Here is a 17,512-nt window from a genome sequence, read left to right on the forward strand (position 1 = left end):
TGTTTTATGTATTATAATAATAATGTTTCTCTCTGTAGCAATTTAGATAAATTGATTAAACCTAGTTCAGTTAAGGTAATATCAGATGATTCAAGTGAAAAAGGTGATATAGTCCTAGAACCGTTGGAAAGTGGTTTTGCTTTAACATTAGGTAATGCATTAAGACGTGTAATGTTATCTTCTCTTAAAGGTAGTGCTGTTTATGGAATAAAAATTGAAGGTATAACTCATGAGTTTACTTCAATTCAAGGGGTAAGAGAAGACGTAACTGATATAGTATTAAATATGGGCATGTTGAGTTGTAAATTAAATGGTGCTTCTAATAAATGCTTAAATTTAAACGCTAAAGGGCCTTGCCAGGTATTAGCTGGGATGATAGAAACTGATGATCAATGCTCTATTGTTAATAAAGATTTGTTAATATGTACGCTGGGGCAAAATGTAGAGCTTAACATGACCATATATGTGGCTAGCGGAAAAGGTTATCTTCCTGTAACTAAGTATAAAGAAAATGAACTTTTGAAGCTTATGAGTGAACAGGATTTAATTGGTTTTATTCCAGTTAATGCTTTGTATAGCCCTGTCAACAGGGTTTCGTACAGGGTAGAGAATAGTCGTGTTGGCCAAGTGACTGATAAGGATAAGCTGATATTGTCAATTGAAACTGATGGTACAATCTCTCCAAGTCAAGCTGTTGACTCTGCTGCAAGAATATTACAGGAGCAACTTCAGCCCTTTATTAGTTCTGATGTAAGTTATAAAAAATCGCAGGTTTCTTCGTCTAGTGGTGCTAAAGATTTGGGTTATGACCCTGTCTTATTGCGTAAGGTAGATGAAATGGAATTATCTGTCAGGTCTCATAACTGTCTGAAAAACGAAAACATCACTTATATAGGTGATCTTGTGCAAAAGACAGAAGGTGAAATGTTAAGAACTGCTAATTTTGGCAGGAAGTCTTTGAATGAGATTAAGGCAGTTTTGGCTAATTTTGGCTTGTCTTTGGGTATGAATGTGCTAAACTGGCCGCCTAAGGATATAGATGAGTTGGCTAAACAACATACTGATGAAGATTAGGTGATATATGAAACATGGAATAAAAAAACGTAAACTATCTCGTTGCACTGAACATAGATTATCGACGTTAAAGAATCTATCTATCTCATTAATTAACCATGAGCAGATTGTAACTACTTTACCAAAAGCTAAGGAACTTCGTCCATATGTCGAAAAGTTTATTACAATTGCTAAGAATAAGAATACTTTACATGGTAGAAGACTTTTGCTTTCACGCCTTCATAATAGTAAGTTAGCAGTTGATAAGTTATTAAACGTCTTAGCCAGCCGTTATCAAGATCGTAAAGGTGGGTATTCTAGAATAATAAAATTTAGCACTCGAAAGGGTGATTGCGCTTCAATGGCAGTGATAGAACTGGTTAATAGGGATATTGCAGCAAGAGGTAAGGTTTATAGTAAAAATAGAGAAGGAGGCAAAGTAGTTACACAAAGTTAATTATTATCATAATTGTTCTTCTTATGGTAAGTAGGTTACGCTACTTTGTAGGTTACTTTGGCGAATTGTTAGTTTTGGCATATTTAAAGCTGAAATGGTATAATGTTATAAAACGCCGTTACCGTTGTAAGTTCGGTGAAATTGACTTAATTGTATCTAAAAAAAAGGAGCTGATTTTTATAGAAGTTAAAACAAGTTTACTTGGAAAAGAAATACCGATATCTCATCTTCAATGTCAGTCTATTATAAATTCTTCTAAGTATTTCTTAAGTACAAACCTTAGTTTTTTAGATTATTCAGTCAGATATGATTTATGTTTTCTTTCCTTAAAGAGAGGACCTGTTTATATAAAAAATGCTTGGATTGAAGAATGGAAGGTTTGTAGCTGAATTAATTTAGATTTACTGGATTTAATATGAAAAAGACCCAATACAATAATTTAGTTTCATCTTACGCTAGAGTGCTGTTTCATGTCTCAGGAAGCAGGTTAGGTATTATAAGGAAAGAAGTAGAATTTTTATTGGCTTTTTTTAAGGATCAACGTGATGTTTTTGTGTACCTATCTCATCCTATGATTTCTTTTGCACACAAAAAAGAAGTGATGCTTTCTATAAATGAGCACTTGAGTGAAAATTTAGTAAAATTTATTATGGTTATATTTGCAAACAAACGCTCTAGTTTATTGATCCTTATATTAGAAAAATTCTTAAGTCTTGCAAAAGAAAATGAAAATGAATTCGAAATTACTATAAAGTCAGCAGAAGCTTTAAAGGAATCTGATATAAAAATAATTACTGAATCTTTGAGCTTTCTTGGTAAAATAATAAAAGTAAGCAATGTGGTTGACCCTTCTATACTAGGTGGCTTCGTAGTTAGGTATGGTTTTAATTTGATCGATGCTTCGCTAAAAAGTTACTTAGATAGGTTAGTTGACTTAAGTAAAATGGAAATATTAAAAGTAAGGAATTTTGTATGAAGAACAGTATGAATGTTTCTGAGATAGCAAGTGTAATAAGGGAAAAAGTTGAGACGTTTGATAATCCTATAAAGCGGGAAAATATAGGTGAAGTAATTTCAGTAACAGATGGTATCGCATTGGTTTATGGGCTGGAAAAAGCAAAATTCGGTGAAAAGGTATTTTTTGCAAGCGGTGTAGAAGGAATAGTTCTTGATTTAGATCATGATACGGCTGGAATAGTTGTGCTTGGTAATGACCGTGATGTGAAAGAAGGGGACGTTGTAAAATGTAGTGGTGATGTTGTGCAGGTGCCTATAGGGCATGAATTGTTAGGGAGAGTTGTAAATGCGTTGGGCCATCCTATAGACGACGGTGGGGAAATTAGAGCCAAAAACAGAATGGATATAGAATCTAAAGCGCCAGGCATTATTGATCGTAAGTCTGTGCATGAGCCACTACAAACAGGAATTAAAATTATAGATTTGCTAATTCCAATAGGTAGAGGGCAGCGTGAATTGATTATTGGCGATAGACAAATTGGTAAAACTACTATTGCGCTTGATACTATTATCAATCAGAAGAAGATTAACGATGAGGTAAACGAAAATCAAAAAATTTACTGTGTTTATGTTGCTATTGGACAAAAAATTTCAACAGTAGCAAAAGTGGTAAATAAGCTGAAAGAAAGCGGAGCATTAGAGTATACAACTGTAGTTGTGGCTAGTGCATCTGACTGCGCGCCTATGCAATTTTTAGCACCTTATGCTGGTTGCACTATTGGGGAATTTTTCCGTGACAATGGAATGCATTGTTTGATTATATATGATGATTTATCTAAGCATGCTGTGGCATATAGGCAGATGTCTTTATTGCTCAGACGTCCTCCTGGTCGTGAAGCTTACCCTGGAGATATATTCTATGTACATTCTCGCTTGCTTGAAAGAGCTGCTAAAATGTCTGATAAAAAAGGGCAGGGGTCTTTAACTGCTTTGCCGATTGTCGAAACTCAAGCTGGTGATGTATCTGCATATGTGCCAACAAATGTTATTTCAATTACCGATGGGCAGATCTTTCTTGAGTCTGAATTATTTTATAAAGGATTTCGACCTGCAGTAAATATAGGTTTGTCAGTTTCACGGGTTGGTTCTGCTGCACAACTAAAGTCTGTGAAGAAAGTTGCTAGTTCTATAAAGCTAAGCTTAGCTCAGTATAGAGAATTAGAAGATTTTGCAAAATTTGGTTCTGATCTTGATGCTAGTGTTCAATTATCCTTGAATAAGGGTAAATATCTTGTCGAGTTATTAAAGCAAAAACAACATTTACCTATGTCAATAGAAGAGCAAGTAGTGCTGATGTATATTTTTTCTAACCTATATAATCAGTTAAGTAAAATACAAATAAGTTACATTAATAAATTTGAACATGATCTTATTAATTATTTTCATACTGTACACCCTGGGGTTTTAAAAAAGTTGTCAAATGACATGAGTGATGATATAAAAGGTGATATTTTTAACATTGTGAGTAATTTCGTTACTCAATTTAATTGCGTTTAGGTGGTGATTATGGCTTCATCCATTATTAATAAATTTCCTATGACGAGGGAAGGTTTTGAGAATATGCAAGCCGAACTTGAAAAATTAAAGGAAGAAAAACCTTCTGTGATACAGGCTATTTCTGATGCTCGTGATCAAGGTGATTTGTCTGAAAATGCAGAGTATCATGCAGCACGGGAAAGGTTAGGTTTTATTGAAGGCCGTATAATGGAGATAGAAAGTAAGCTCTCACATGCGGAAGTAATAGAAGTAAAAAATTTGTCTGGTGATTCAGTAATGTTTGGTGCAACTGTGACATTAAGCATGTTAAGTGATAATAACGGTGAAGTGGAATATGTTTATAAGGTTGTAGGCGAATATGAAGCTGATGTTTCAAAGCAGTTAATATCTACTAGTTCACCACTTGGGAGTGCCTTAATCGGCAAAAAAGTCGGTGAGTATGTGGAAGTGACAGTGCCAAATGGAGAGAAATTGTATAAAATAGTTAAGATTGAATTTAAGTAAATTATTATGGTACAGGCCACTTATGCTTCAATGAGTCTACCCGGTATTTCTTCTGTGGAAGATGTATTAGAGGATGCTCGTTCCGGTAAATTATTCATTTTAGTTGATGATGAAAGTAGAGAGAATGAAGGTGATTTGGTTGTCTTAGCTGAAAAAGTAAAACCAGAACATATGGCTTTTATGGTTAGGTACGGTACAGGGGTTGTGTGCTTAGCAATGACTAAATTTCACATGAAGAGGTTGGGCCTTAATTTCATGGAAAAGAAAAATACTGGTGAAAATCATACCGCATTTACTACATCAATTGATGCACGTTATGGCATTACAACCGGTGTTTCAGCAGAGGATAGAACGAAAACTATACATGCTGCTATCAACAAGGATGGCACTCAGGATGACATCATAACTCCAGGTCATGTTTTTCCTGTAATTGCACATAAAGGTGGGGTGGCACAACGTGCTGGTCATACTGAAGCGAGTATTGAAATGGCGAAGTTAGTAGGGTTTGATCATTCAGCAGTTATTTGTGAATTAGTGAATGATGATGGCTCTATGATGCGCTTACCTCAGTTACTTAAATTTGCTGAACAACATAAAATTAAGTTAACTACCATCGACAAACTTATCAGTTACGTTAAAAAATTAAACTAGCGTTTATAAATTTGTATAATTTAAGTGTTAAAATATAGAATTCCTATAAATTATACAAGCACAGAATTTCCATGTTTAGAATTGCTAAGTTTTTGACCTTATTGTTCTTTTTTGCATATTATAATAATGCTTACTCTATTAACATTATTAGAGATAGTGAAGTGGAAGCAATAGTGAAAGAGCTAGCGCAACCTTTATTTTTCGCTGCAAACATTGATAGTGACCGAATGAAAGTTTTTATAATTAATGATAATTCGATTAATGCTTTTGTAATTAACAACAACAGTATCTTCATTCATTTAGGACTTTTACAATACTCGGCTAAACCTTATGTCCTGCTTGGTATATTAGCACATGAGATTGCTCACATATCTGCTGGTCATATATTGCAAATGAGTAGTGCTATGGGTTATTTTCAATCGATAGCAATGATTAGTTATATGGTAGGATTAGTTTCTAGTATTATCATTAACCCTCAGGTTGCTGGTGCAATTTTGCTTAGTGGTGTAGCACTCAGTTCAGGGCTATTTTTTAACTATTCTCAAGAGCAAGAAAGTGTAGCAGATAGCTATGCTTTAAGGTACCTTGATGAATCTGGCTATGATAATTCAGGTATGAAAGAGATTTTTGATTATTTTAAAAGTATTGATCATGAGAACACCGAGGAATATTTCCGCACTCACCCACTTAGTGAGAAACGCATATTTGCTGTACAAAATTATAAGGTCAAAAACAACGTAAAACCAATTTTTGCGGATAAGTTACTAAAGTTTGAGCGTGTGGTTGCAAAGTTAGACTCTTTCTTTGTTCCTATTCATGTGTTATCTAATAAATATGAAAATAATTCTGAGTATGTAAATGCTATAGTTTGCTATAGGCAAGGAAAGATAGAAGAGGCTATTGCTAAAGTTAATTCATTGATTCAAGAGTCACGCAATGACCCATACCTATATGAATTAAAAGCAGAAATGCTATACAAGGCCGGAAATTTAAGTGAAGCAATAAAAATGTATGAGGAATCGCTTAGGTATTTATCTGAGAAAAACAGTTATTTAGTGAAACTTGCATTATCTCATACTTTATTATTACACGGTGATGCAAAAAAGGCGATTTTTTACCTGGAGCAGATTTTGAATGTAGAACCAAATAACGCTTTTGTCTGGAAATATTTAAGCATTGCATATAAATGTGAAGCTGATACGGCAATGCATTATTTTGCCTTGACAAAAAAGGCTTGTATTGAAGGTGATTTAAAGCAATTTACAAAATATGCTGAGCTAGCTGTTAAAACTCTACCAAAAGATAGTCCTTATTTGTTGCAAGTTGAAGATATGAAGCGATTTAATGGATAACAAAAAAGCATTTCTGCACTTTTATGGGTTATTTTCCACACTTTTCCAACATAGCTTTTGCTTCATCACTTACGTTGGGCATAATTTTCGTTATGATAGTTTTAGCGCCAAAAAATACACCACAGAACATGCCTAGAGCAAAGAGGGCTGGCCACGGCATCCTGCCAAATATTGCAAGCAAAGCTGCACCAATTATTACTACCGTCATAAGTGGACCGCCTATTCCCCAAACGTAACCAATAATATTGCATATTACTTTAGTTGTGTCATCCATATCAGGATCAGTGGTAGCTGCATAACCTGAGAAAGAGAAAAGTAATACTACACAAAAAACACTAAAAAATCTTTTTATTATAGAGCTCATTTTCTTGCCTTTAAATAATAAATTAACGCAAACGCAAACCTACACATATTTTTATTTTAAAGTAAAAATTATAATTTGTCTATACATAAGTGTTGCTACATAAATAACCCACCATTAATGTTAAGCACATGCCCTGTTATATATTTTGCTTCATCACTTGCTAAAAATAAGACCCCTGCTGCTATTTCTTCCCCTGTTCCCATTCTTTTCATTGGAATATTATCTAATATTTTTCCCTTTTGTCCTTCATTTAAAACTTCAGTCATTTTAGTATCTATAAACCCAGGAGCAATACAATTTACTGTTATATTACGACTTGCAACTTCTTTTGCTATAGATTTGCTCATAGCTATTATTCCAGCTTTAGACGCTGCATAATTTGCTTGCCCGGCGTTTCCTGTCAGCCCTATTATTGAGGAAATATTTATAATTCTTCCCCAATTATTCTTAATTAGTCTCTTACATGCTTCTCTACTCAGCTTAAATGTAGAGCTCAAGTTAATATCAATTACTTTTTGCCATGCTTCATCTGTCATTCTCAATAATAAACTGTCTCGCGTAATGCCCGCATTGCATATAAGCCCGTCAAAGCCTTCCATCAACTCACTTGCTCTATTTACTAGTTGATTTACTTCCTCAGCATTTGATAAGTCACAAGGGAGTATGTGCATATTTTTTTCATATTGTTTAGCAACTTCTTCGAGCACTTCTTTTTTTGTGCCAGAAATACATAAAGTTGCTCCGGCTTTGTGCATAATTTTTACAATTGCTTGCCCTATTCCGCCTGATGCGCCAGTGATCAGGAACTTTCTACTTTCCAATCTAAACATAATAACTTTATATTATCTTAATTCCTAACAGAATATCGACTGGTTGGCAATAGATTTCTTACATAATATAAGTAACTCAGATATTCACAAAATAAAGGAAAAGTTATAATAAAGTTAAACGTCAAAAAATTTTAAAAACATAGTTGATGCAGGAATTGTTACTAAATAGTTTATTCTGGTGCTCTGCAGTCTAAATGGAATGCCTAAATTATAGATTCTTTGTTTTTGTGTGTTATCTTGAGTTAACACAAATTCACAGTAGTATTATGATAAGTAAGTTAAAAAAGCTTAGCGCTGGATTTTCTTTGACAGGCCTGATTGGCCATAGTGATAATATAAATATGCAAGGAGCAAAAAATAAAAAGAAGAAGTACCCAAAATTTTTGGATAAGACGTTTGCATTGATTGATGCAGTGATAAATTTTATTTTAAAACGCGAAAGTAATAACGTAAATGAAGTTCTGAGAGTAACATGGGGACCACTATTTTTTGGTCTGGTAGTAATACTCATCTTTTTTGGGATAGGTGGTATTTGGTCGGCTATAGCTCCAATTGACGGTGCGGTGCATGCAAGTGGAGAAGTTATTGTATCTTCAAATAGGAAAATAGTTCAACACTTGGGCGGAGGAATAATAAGCAAAATTTTAGTCAAAGAGAGCCAAGCAGTTAAAAAAGATGAGCCTCTAGTTTTGTTGAGTGATGTTAACGAGAAGGCGAATTTAAGTATTATCAAAGAGAAGCTCTTATCATTTTTAGCAACAGAAGCAAGGCTTATTGCAATCAGAGGAGATTTAGACACGCTCGAGTTTCCTGATGAGGTTAAAAAATTATCTCACGATGAACTTGTAAATAAAGCGATAAAGAATCAAGTAAAGTTGTTCAACTCTCAGAGAAAGAGCATATTGGGAAAAACAGACATACTGCAACAACGTATAAAGCAGTTAAATGATGAATTAGCTGGGCTAAACTTTCAACTAAATGCAGCTCATAAGCAATATGACTTGATAACTGAGGAGTTGGAAACAAAAAGACAATTACTTGATAGTGGCCATATAAGCAAACCACACATTTTAGCTTTAGAAAAACAGTTTGCTGAAATTGAAGGCAGAGTTGGACATTACCGTTCTGCAATATCTCAAGTGCAGCAAAAAATTGGAGAGAATGAATTAGAAATTATAAACGTGAGAAATGATTCTCAAGAAAGAGCAAACGCTGAACTTAAGGAAGTTAGTACGTCTATTGCAGACTTGAAAGAGAGGCTGATGGTTGCTGAAGATTCATTAGCACGTACAATAATTAAATCCCCTCAAGATGGGATAGTCACAGATATAAGATACCATACTGAAGGTGGTGTTATACAATCTGGAGTTCCAATCATGAGCATAGTGCCATCGGATGATGACCTAATAATAGATGCTAAAATTCAGACCAGAAACATAGAAGAGGTACTGTCAGCACAAAAGAAAGATAGCAACATAGTCTCTATTGATGGGCTAGAAGGGCTAAAGGTTAAAGTCCGGCTGAGTGCTTACAGTGCACGTCGTTTAAGTTTAATTAGTGGTATAGTAAGCCATATTTCTCCTGATGCTCTTGATGATCCAAGACTAGGGCGTTATTATTCAGTGCGCGTGGTGATACCAAAGTCAGAGCTTGCTCAATTTAAAAATGTATACCTATACCCTGGTATGCCAGCAGAAGTGTACATAGTTACTCAATCCCGTACTCTTTTATCATTCTTGTTTACACCTATAATTGCAACAGTCGATAGGTCTTTTATAGAAAGGTAGCTCTATTTGGCTTCTCTAAAGATTTCGTTTACAGAATCTAGTAACTCAGCTATGCAGAATGAAAAAAGTTTGTATGGTATACAAATATAGTGTGTTTTTTTATAATTATTTTCTATAATGCGTAAATCTTTGGTCCAAGCTGTAAATGCTACCATAGGCATTAAAAGTTAATTAACAAACTGCAATGTATAATAAAATAAAGGAACTTGTAAGATTTTGATCTTGCAAATTATAAACTTGTCATAAAGTTTAATAGTGTCTGTTACTGCTTTTAGGTGTGAGGCTAGAGGGTTATTAGCAGTAACAGACACTATTAAACTTATTATAGAATTTACTTAAAGTAAATACTTAATTTAAAATATTATAATATTTTTCCTTACAATAGATTTATGTAAATGCTTTTTTCCTCAAATTAGTATTGTACTATTATACTTATTGAATGCTAAAAAATTATTAACCATCACTAATCTCTATTTGCATAGTAAGTTTATATATACTATTATACAGTATATCATTTAGTTTTATAGCAAACAAACAAAAGATATGGTGAAGTTATTTGCACTATTGATAATATTTTACTCAAATATATCTGTTGCCTCTGCTCCTACTTCCTGGCAATTTGGATTTCCTGCTCCTGCAACTGAAGTAATGGAGGCTGTAGTTAGGTCACATTCGTTTGTAATGGTTGTGATGGTTGCAATAATGCTTTTTGTGTGGGCGCTGCTTGCTTATGTAGTATTTCGCTTTCGTAAAAGCAAAGTGGCAAACGTAAGCCAAACTAACCACAATGTCCTTTTAGAAATTGTTTGGTTTGTTATACCAACGATTATTGTTGGTATATTAGCCTTTGAAAACGCTAAATTACTGAAGCTACAGGAAGAAATACCGAAAGCTGATATAACACTGAAAGTTATTGGCCATCAATGGTATTGGAGTTACCAATATCCAGAATATCAAGGTGTGTCATTTGATAGTTATATTAAGGGAAAAGAAGACTTTATCGAAGGAGATTTAAAGCTATTCTCTGTTGATAACAACATCGTTTTACCCATTAATACTAACGTTCGTTTACAAGTTACAGCAGGAGATGTGATACACAGCTGGGGAGTACCGGCTTTCGGTGTAAAAATTGATGCGATACCAGGTAGGCTGAATGAGGCGTGGTTTAATATCAAAAAGTCTGGTGTTTATTACGGGCAGTGCTATGAATTGTGTGGTCAAGGCCATGGATTTATGCCAATTGTTGTTGAAGCAGTAAGCAAAGAAGATTTTAATAAGTGGATTGAAAATAGAAAATTAGTGAGTTAAATTTGGAGTATAGATATGAGTGACGTACCAAAGGGCATAAAGCGTTGGTTGTTTTCCACTAATCATAAAGACATAGGGACACTGTACATTATTTTTTCCATATTAGCTGGAATTATTGGTGGATTATTATCGGTGATTATTCGCACTCAGCTAATGCACATTAATATACTTAACAATAATTATCAATTATATAACGTAATGGTTACAGGGCATGCGTTGATAATGGTGTTTTTTATGATAATGCCAGCCCTCATGGGAGGATTTGGTAACTGGTTTGTACCTCTCATGATTGGCGCACCAGATATGGCATTTCCTCGTATGAATAATTTAAGTTTTTGGTTATTAGTGTCATCTTTTATTTTGCTCATTCTCTCAGTGTTTATTGGTGAAGGTCCAGGTACAGGTTGGACTTTATATCCACCTTTATCACAGGTAATGTCCCATCCAAGTGCAGGAGTTGACATTGCTATACTTGCACTTCATGTTGCTGGTATGTCGTCAATTGTTGGGGCGATCAACTTTATAGTTACTATATTTAACATGCGCACAAAAGGAATGTCATTAACTAAGATGCCACTGTTTGTTTGGTCTGTCTTGCTAACAGCATTTATGTTGATTGTTGCCTTACCAGTGCTTGCCGGTGCTATAACTATGCTTCTTACTGATCGCAATGTTGGTACTTCCTTTTTTGATCCTGCCGGTGGCGGAGATCCTGTGTTATTTCAACATCTATTTTGGTTTTTTGGTCATCCAGAAGTTTACGTAATTATTTTTCCTGCATTTGGCATCATAAGTCAGGTTGTATCAACTTTTTCTCACAGACCTGTATTTGGTTACATAGGGATGGTCTATGCTATGATAGGTATAGCAGTATTTGGCTTTATGGTGTGGGCTCATCATATGTTCACTGTTGGGCTTAGTGCTGACGCTGCTGCATTTTTTAGCACTACCACAATTTTTATCGGTGTTATAACTGGTGTAAAAGTCTTTAGCTGGATTGCAACTATGTGGGGTGGAGCAATTGAGTTTAAGACCCCTATGCTATTTGCACTAGGTTTTATTTTCATGTTTGTTGGCGGTGGCATAACGGGAATAATTCTTTCTCATGGTGGAATAGATAAGCTTCTGCATGATACCTACTATGTTGTTGCTCACTTCCATTATGTCATGTCACTTGCTGCATTATTTGGAGCTTTTGCTGGCTTTTATTATTGGATTGGTAAAATGTCGGGTAAACAATATAATGAGCGCTTAGGTCAAATCCACTTTTGGCTTACTTTTATTAGTACCAATATCACTTTTTTACCTCAACATTTCTTAGGATTAGCTGGCATGCCAAGGCGTATACCTGATTATCCTGATGCGTTTATTCCTTGGAATTATATATCCTCAATTGGCTCATATATGTCCTTTGTTTCAGTTATGTTTTTTGTGTTTATAGTTATACATCTCTTTAAATGGGGCAAAAAAGCTGGAGATAATCCTTGGGAAGGTGACACCTTGGAATGGACAGTATCTTCACCACCGCCTTTTCATACTTTCGAAAAGCCACCAGTGGTAAAATAGAATGTACACAAGTGTTTTGCTAAATGTTGAATCAACAATACTGGATTTTTGGCGTTTGCTGAAGCCAAGGATAATGTATCTTGTGGTATTTACTGCAGTTGCTGGTATGGTTACTGCACCAGGTAGTATGCATCCTTTTCTAGCACTAATATCTCTTATATGTGTTGCTCTTGGCTCAGGATCTGCAGGTGCTATAAATATGTGGTATGACAGAGACATAGATCTGCTCATGGAAAGGACAAAAAACCGCCCTATACCCTCAGGAAGAATTCTTGCAGAAAGTGCGCTTGAATTTGGTATAACTCTTGGAATATTGTCAGTATTTATCATGGCAATAGCAGTAAACTATATTTCTGCTGCTTTGCTTGCAGTTAGCATATTATTTTACGTTTTCGTATATACAATTTGGCTAAAAAGGCGTACTCCACAGAATATCGTTATCGGTGGTGCAGCAGGTGCTTTTCCTCCAATGATTGGCTGGGCAGCTGTGACTAATTCTGTCAGTTGGGAAAGTTTCATTTTATTTTTAGTAATTTTTATGTGGACTCCACCACACTTTTGGGCCCTATCTTTAAATAAGTCTGAAGACTATGCAAGAGCATCGATTCCTATGTTCAATATTGTTTATGGTCCGGAAAAAACAAGAAAATATATATTAATTTATAGTGTGTTGCTGGTATTAACCAGCTTGCTTCCAGCTCTATTTTTGAAAAAGGCTTTACTTTATCTAAGCATGGCAATTTTTGCAGGTTGCATCTTTATTTGGTACGCTATATCAATTCTCAGATTCAAGAACCACAACTCACAGAAACAAATGTTTTCTTATTCAATTTCTTATCTATTTTCCCTATTCGCCAGTATTATTTTTTGTTCTATTGATTTATTTTAGTTATGAAAGAACGGCAGAAGCATAAAAACTATTTTTTACTTTTCCTTTTGGTAATGCTCGTTGTCACACTTTTTTTTGTTTCTATAATAAAATTTAAAGGTGCAGCTTAAACTACCTTTAGAAATTGTGCTTTCATAAAAGCAACTATATACTTTGTTAACCGATATAAACAAAGGTGAGTAAGAAAGAAGTGACAATATACACGGATGGGGCGTGTTCTGGTAATCCTGGAGCGGGAGGATGGGCAGCTATCATATTATTTCAAGATTATAGAAAAGACATTTATGGTAGAGAAGAAAATACCACAAACAATAAAATGGAGTTAACAGCGGTGATCAATGGGCTAAAAGTATTGAAATTTTCTTGTAATATTAATTTATATACGGATAGTCTTTATATTAAGCATGGCATAACAGAGTGGATAAATAAGTGGAAAATGAATGGCTGGAAAACAAGTAATAAAAAATCAGTAAAAAATATGGAATTGTGGAAAGAGCTAGACAACGTTGCTTCACAACACGAAATTGATTGGAAGTGGGTTAAAGCACACAGTGGCAATAAATATAATGAGGAGGCTGATATTTTAGCAAGAAAAGCAATAATCGATGCTTAAAAAAATTACTATATTATTTTCCGTAGCTTTATTATTCATATTGTGCTTCTTTATTTTTTTAAAGCCTTTAGAAATCAATATTAATTATATTAATTTTTATGTTAAACATAAAATATCAAAAATATTTGTTGGCTCAAGCGTTAATATGGAGAATACCTCAGTTGTTTGGCAGAAAGATGGCAAAGATCCGTATTTAGTCATTACAGATTTGGCAATAGCAAACCCTAATTTTACTATAAAAGTTCCTGAGCTTTTTGTACATTTTAAGTTAAGTTCCTTATTTAAAGCTAGCACAAATCTCTCTCAGGTTTCAGCTGATAATGTGCATGTATGTATCAAGAGAGAAGAAACTAATGTTAATCCGCAAAACTCATTAGACCTTTTGGATAATCATTATTTAAATAGTAACCGCCTTCCTTCGGTGTCATTCCAGCGCGTGACGCTGGAATCTAGAAAAAAAGAAACAAGTAGTCAAGCTACTTGGATGACAAGGACGAGTGCTGGAATGACAAGGACGAGTGCTGGAATGACAGGGAAGAATTTCAAGATGACAGAAAGCAGTGCAAAAAATCTATTAAAAACAATAAGGGAATTTTTTTTTGACTTAAATGCGGATTCAAAAATTGAATTTACTAACATCGCTATTGATAAAAGCACAGAAGATGAATTTTTTATTGATAAATTATATATAGGGAAGGGGGAAGATTTTAATGTTTTAGATATTCATGTGAATACAAAAGATGGAAAGGGATTTTTGGATGATTTATCAATTACAATAAAAAATCGCAACAATTTGCTAAATGTATACGGGACATTTTATAATCTAAAATTGGGACTATTGAGCGAGTTTTCTACATTAGTTAAAAGCTACAATTTGGACAAAAATATAGGATTCAAAGGAAGCTTCTCAGTGAAAATTAATAAAAAGGATGAAATTGTAGATGGAAATATATACGTATTGAATACAGAAAATTATTTGAACAAAAATTTGGCCTTAACTAATGTAAATATAAATTTAACATATAGTGATGGAATTATTAGTGTAAAAAACTTCCATTTTAAGTTAAATGACACGTATCTCTCTTTAATAGGCAAGATGAACTTTAGTACAAGTCATGCTTTGCTTAGAATTAATATTAGCAAGTTTGCTGCAAAGGATTTATGTACTTATGTACCAGATGGTGTAGTGAATAGTAAATTTAGAAGCTGGTATTGTGATAATATTAATGGGGATGTTTTAAATACCATTGTAAGTTTCAATGGCAAAATTAACAATTTGGTTGATGACGATCTGTCAGACATTGTAATTGTTGCTGATATAGAAAATGGTAGCGTAAAATTTGATGAAGATTTTGAGCAAGTAAAGGAATTAAAGGGTGATTTGATCATCAAGAATAACGATCTCAAAATTACTGCAAATAGCGCTAAGTTTCAGAATTTCACTATTAATGGTGGTGATATTGAAATGAAATCTCTCAATAAGGAAAATTCAGTTCTAACCATTAATGGCCAAGCTGTAAGTGATGCGTATGGTTTATATGAGCCTATAAGATTTAAGCTGGATGATGTGGTGAAGGTTGAAAGGGATAAAGTAAGTGGAATGGCAAAATCTGTATTTAATTTTCGCATTTTTAATCTAAATGATGATGACAAAAAAGTAGACTTCTCAGCAAATTTTCATTTTGAAATTGATAATTTGGCCGTCTATAATGCAAGTCTTGGTAAATATGACATTAAGCTTAGTTTTGGCAGTGACTTTATAGATTTAAATGGTAGTGGTATGGTGAATAACACACAGCTATTATTTGACCTGAAAAGTAGCAATAGGAATGAAAGTTTTGCCTGGAATTTGACCGGAGATTTACCCGCTCAAATACTTGATTTTGATGAAAATATAGGTGGCTATGTCAATACAAATATAGAATCGGTGATAAATCAAGATAAGACGGGACATGTTAATGGTAATATGGATTTATCAGAGCTTGAATCACGTTCAAGTTATTTTGGGTGGAAAAATCGTTTTGAAGATCACAATAAAGTTTTGTTCTCTGTAAAATTAAAAGGTGCCGATGAATTGTTAGTAGACAAATTAGATGTTATAGGAAATGACCTAGATATAAAATTCAGCGGAAGAGTAGAAAATGGAAATTTATATTTAAATTCTAGTAGTTTTAAATTGCCTGATAATGATTTTAGTATAGAAATTGAATCAGGTAAGGAAAAAAATGCCATAACTATTTATGGTGAGAAAATCAATTTGAGTGATATTTTAGGCTTGCTTGGCAAAAACAATAATGGATTAAACAAAGATATAGAAATTAGTATGAATGTTGACAATGTAATTATGAAAGAAGGCGTCGTTATCAAAAATGCTAAGCTGAATGTAACCTGTACTAAAGGTAATTGCAATGGAAGTCAATTTACAGGACAGTTTCTAGAAGATAGCAGCAATATACTAGCGGAATACAGTGGAATAGGGCTCGAAATATATGCGGATAATGCAGGTATACTTTCGCGTTCCTTAGGCATTAGTAAATCAGTCAAAAATGGTAAACTTTCTCTTTATCTATCTCCTCAAAGAGAAAATGAAGAACATTATGGCATGTTATCTATTAGTAATTTTTATATCAAAGATGCTCCACTACTCACTACTTTATTATCGATGTCTTCGCTTCCTGGTATTGTAAATGCTATAAAGGATGAAGGTGTATACTTTTATAAATGTAATGTACCTTTCTCATACAAAGATGGCTCTGTCGAAATTGAAGAATCTTGGCTTGAAGGGGCGGAATTAGGCATTAGCACTAGCGGTAAGCTCGACATTAGAAATTATAAATTCCAAGTTGAAGGACAGGTAATACCAGCATATTCAATTAATAAATCTTTGTTAAAAATTCCTATAATTGGGAAACTTCTTACTGGCGGGAAAAGTAGGGGAATCGTTTCAATAGACTATAAAGCAAGTGGTGATGACAAAAACAATAACGTATCTGTTGATCTTATCTCTTCGCTAACTCCAAACCTATTAAAGAGGTTATTGGGAGTGTTTGATCGCATTATGACAAAAACTAACGAAGCTGTCATCGGTGGCTTAAAAGGTGGTGTGAAAAAGAAATTTGGTTCGACATGACCAAAAGGGAAGTTGTTTAACAAAATTATGGACAAAAATGCAAGAATTTCCGAATGATCCACCTGGTTTTTTATCTAATTATTTAAGCAATACCACTCTCTTTCTGGAAACTTGATTATGATAAAGTAAAAGTTATTTCTTTACAAAATTATAGACAAAAAATGCAAGAATTTCCGAATGATCCACCTAGTTTTTTATCTAGTTATTTAAGTTCCCTTTATCGCCTCCCATATCTGCAAAGTTATAAATACAACTAGAAGGGTAGGGGATAAAAGTTCGTTATTTCACTATATTAGGTCATCATGTTGGTGATAATCTGAGTAATTGCCTACGTAATTTTCGTCAGCATCGTGATTAACATCAGGTTTAAGTAAAGAAAGATTATCATCGGATTGTTCTTCTGATAAGTTAAGCAAAGAAAGATTGTTATCAGATTGTTCTTCCTCTTTAGACCCAAATAACCATGAAAAGAATGGTGAGATAGAATCAATAAC

The 17,512-nt window shown here is 34.0% G+C and carries 17 protein-coding genes; 14 read left to right on the forward strand and 3 right to left on the reverse strand.

Annotated features, from left to right (window positions below; all coding sequences use genetic code 11):
- Window positions 1–6 precede the first annotated feature (6 nt).
- The 8 genes from ABWU23_RS02535 to ABWU23_RS02570 all read left to right on the forward strand — a co-directional run bounded on the left by ABWU23_RS02535 (window position 7) and on the right by ABWU23_RS02570 (window position 6,531).
- On the forward strand, window positions 7–1,074 hold the full coding sequence (locus ABWU23_RS02535) for a DNA-directed RNA polymerase subunit alpha (protein ID WP_253309078.1): 1,068 nt from the start codon (window positions 7–9) through the stop codon (window positions 1,072–1,074).
- Window positions 1,075–1,081: 7 nt separating this feature from the next.
- Window positions 1,082–1,510: a 50S ribosomal protein L17 gene (gene rplQ / locus ABWU23_RS02540; RefSeq protein WP_253309077.1), complete on the forward strand. Its 429-nt coding sequence runs from the start codon at window positions 1,082–1,084 to the stop codon at window positions 1,508–1,510.
- A 23-nt stretch (window positions 1,511–1,533) separates the two neighbouring features.
- Entirely contained in the window at window positions 1,534–1,899 is a 366-nt protein-coding gene (locus ABWU23_RS02545; RefSeq protein ID WP_253309076.1) for a YraN family protein, read from the forward strand.
- 26 nt (window positions 1,900–1,925) lie between these two features.
- Window positions 1,926–2,486 carry an ATP synthase F1 subunit delta gene (atpH, locus tag ABWU23_RS02550; RefSeq protein ID WP_253309075.1) on the forward strand — a complete coding sequence of 187 codons (561 nt, stop codon included), beginning with the start codon at window positions 1,926–1,928 and terminating at the stop codon, window positions 2,484–2,486.
- A complete protein-coding gene (gene atpA / locus ABWU23_RS02555) occupies window positions 2,483–4,024 on the forward strand; it encodes a F0F1 ATP synthase subunit alpha (protein WP_253309074.1) in 1,542 nt (513 codons plus the stop codon). Before atpH ends, atpA begins: the two co-directional genes overlap by 4 nt.
- Window positions 4,025–4,033: 9 nt before the next feature.
- Entirely contained in the window at window positions 4,034–4,528 is a 495-nt protein-coding gene (greA, locus tag ABWU23_RS02560; RefSeq protein ID WP_007549342.1) for a transcription elongation factor GreA, read from the forward strand.
- Window positions 4,529–4,534: 6 nt separating this feature from the next.
- Complete coding sequence (gene ribB, locus ABWU23_RS02565; RefSeq protein ID WP_353270742.1) at window positions 4,535–5,179, forward strand: 3,4-dihydroxy-2-butanone-4-phosphate synthase; 645 nt, start codon at window positions 4,535–4,537, stop codon at window positions 5,177–5,179.
- A gap of 71 nt (window positions 5,180–5,250) precedes the next feature.
- Window positions 5,251–6,531: a M48 family metalloprotease gene (locus ABWU23_RS02570; protein WP_265045507.1), complete on the forward strand. Its 1,281-nt coding sequence runs from the start codon at window positions 5,251–5,253 to the stop codon at window positions 6,529–6,531.
- A 28-nt stretch (window positions 6,532–6,559) separates the two neighbouring features.
- Here ABWU23_RS02570 and ABWU23_RS02575 read toward each other — a convergent pair whose 3' ends face one another.
- The gene (locus tag ABWU23_RS02575) at window positions 6,560–6,895 is read right to left on the reverse strand and encodes a TrbC/VirB2 family protein (protein ID WP_253309072.1); all 336 of its coding nucleotides are present in this window, start codon (window positions 6,893–6,895) and stop codon (window positions 6,560–6,562) included.
- Between the two features lie 95 nt (window positions 6,896–6,990).
- Window positions 6,991–7,725 (reverse strand): 3-oxoacyl-[acyl-carrier-protein] reductase, encoded by a 735-nt coding sequence (gene fabG / locus ABWU23_RS02580; protein ID WP_253309071.1) that lies wholly within the window; start codon window positions 7,723–7,725, stop codon window positions 6,991–6,993.
- A 266-nt stretch (window positions 7,726–7,991) separates the two neighbouring features.
- Here fabG and ABWU23_RS02585 point away from each other — a divergent pair, with 266 nt between their 5' ends.
- The 6 genes from ABWU23_RS02585 to ABWU23_RS02610 all read left to right on the forward strand — a co-directional run bounded on the left by ABWU23_RS02585 (window position 7,992) and on the right by ABWU23_RS02610 (window position 17,018).
- On the forward strand, window positions 7,992–9,512 hold the full coding sequence (locus ABWU23_RS02585; RefSeq protein WP_353270743.1) for an HlyD family type I secretion periplasmic adaptor subunit: 1,521 nt from the start codon (window positions 7,992–7,994) through the stop codon (window positions 9,510–9,512).
- Between the two features lie 543 nt (window positions 9,513–10,055).
- Window positions 10,056–10,820, forward strand: coding sequence for a cytochrome c oxidase subunit II (coxB, locus tag ABWU23_RS02590; protein ID WP_182182743.1), 765 nt, complete (start codon window positions 10,056–10,058; stop codon window positions 10,818–10,820).
- 15 nt (window positions 10,821–10,835) lie between these two features.
- The gene (gene ctaD, locus ABWU23_RS02595) at window positions 10,836–12,386 is read left to right on the forward strand and encodes a cytochrome c oxidase subunit I (RefSeq protein ID WP_253309068.1); all 1,551 of its coding nucleotides are present in this window, start codon (window positions 10,836–10,838) and stop codon (window positions 12,384–12,386) included.
- A 1-nt stretch (window position 12,387) separates the two neighbouring features.
- Window positions 12,388–13,275 (forward strand): heme o synthase, encoded by an 888-nt coding sequence (locus tag ABWU23_RS02600; protein ID WP_253309067.1) that lies wholly within the window; start codon window positions 12,388–12,390, stop codon window positions 13,273–13,275.
- A gap of 175 nt (window positions 13,276–13,450) precedes the next feature.
- Complete coding sequence (gene rnhA, locus ABWU23_RS02605; RefSeq protein ID WP_253309066.1) at window positions 13,451–13,888, forward strand: ribonuclease HI; 438 nt, start codon at window positions 13,451–13,453, stop codon at window positions 13,886–13,888.
- Window positions 13,881–17,018, forward strand: a complete 3,138-nt coding sequence (locus ABWU23_RS02610; protein WP_353270744.1) for an AsmA-like C-terminal domain-containing protein — start codon at window positions 13,881–13,883, stop codon at window positions 17,016–17,018. Before rnhA ends, ABWU23_RS02610 begins: the two co-directional genes overlap by 8 nt.
- A gap of 287 nt (window positions 17,019–17,305) precedes the next feature.
- Here the strand turns inward: ABWU23_RS02610 and ABWU23_RS02615 are convergent, their stop codons facing one another.
- Window positions 17,306–17,434, reverse strand: coding sequence for a hypothetical protein (locus ABWU23_RS02615; protein WP_264688292.1), 129 nt, complete (start codon window positions 17,432–17,434; stop codon window positions 17,306–17,308).
- Between the last annotated feature and the right edge of the window lie 78 nt (window positions 17,435–17,512).

The sequence above is a fragment of the Wolbachia endosymbiont (group A) of Hedychridium roseum genome (genome assembly GCF_964028325.1).
In the GTDB taxonomy this organism is placed as follows: Bacteria; Pseudomonadota; Alphaproteobacteria; order Rickettsiales; family Anaplasmataceae; genus Wolbachia.

Excerpts from the sequence above, each read along its gene's own strand:
- atpA (WP_253309074.1), top strand. The coding sequence starts at position 2,483 with ATGAAGAACAGTATGAATGTTTCTGAGATAGCAAGTGTAATAAGGGAA.
- ABWU23_RS02575 (WP_253309072.1), bottom strand. The coding sequence starts at position 6,895 with ATGAGCTCTATAATAAAAAGATTTTTTAGTGTTTTTTGTGTAGTATTA.
- greA (WP_007549342.1), top strand. The coding sequence starts at position 4,034 with ATGGCTTCATCCATTATTAATAAATTTCCTATGACGAGGGAAGGTTTT.
- ABWU23_RS02585 (WP_353270743.1), top strand. The coding sequence starts at position 7,992 with ATGATAAGTAAGTTAAAAAAGCTTAGCGCTGGATTTTCTTTGACAGGC.
- ABWU23_RS02600 (WP_253309067.1), top strand. The coding sequence starts at position 12,388 with ATGTACACAAGTGTTTTGCTAAATGTTGAATCAACAATACTGGATTTT.
- fabG (WP_253309071.1), bottom strand. The coding sequence starts at position 7,725 with ATGTTTAGATTGGAAAGTAGAAAGTTCCTGATCACTGGCGCATCAGGC.
- rplQ (WP_253309077.1), top strand. The coding sequence starts at position 1,082 with ATGAAACATGGAATAAAAAAACGTAAACTATCTCGTTGCACTGAACAT.
- ABWU23_RS02535 (WP_253309078.1), top strand. The coding sequence starts at position 7 with ATGTATTATAATAATAATGTTTCTCTCTGTAGCAATTTAGATAAATTG.
- ribB (WP_353270742.1), top strand. The coding sequence starts at position 4,535 with ATGGTACAGGCCACTTATGCTTCAATGAGTCTACCCGGTATTTCTTCT.
- ABWU23_RS02545 (WP_253309076.1), top strand. The coding sequence starts at position 1,534 with ATGGTAAGTAGGTTACGCTACTTTGTAGGTTACTTTGGCGAATTGTTA.
- ctaD (WP_253309068.1), top strand. The coding sequence starts at position 10,836 with ATGAGTGACGTACCAAAGGGCATAAAGCGTTGGTTGTTTTCCACTAAT.
- coxB (WP_182182743.1), top strand. The coding sequence starts at position 10,056 with ATGGTGAAGTTATTTGCACTATTGATAATATTTTACTCAAATATATCT.
- atpH (WP_253309075.1), top strand. The coding sequence starts at position 1,926 with ATGAAAAAGACCCAATACAATAATTTAGTTTCATCTTACGCTAGAGTG.
- ABWU23_RS02570 (WP_265045507.1), top strand. The coding sequence starts at position 5,251 with ATGTTTAGAATTGCTAAGTTTTTGACCTTATTGTTCTTTTTTGCATAT.
- ABWU23_RS02610 (WP_353270744.1), top strand. The coding sequence starts at position 13,881 with ATGCTTAAAAAAATTACTATATTATTTTCCGTAGCTTTATTATTCATA.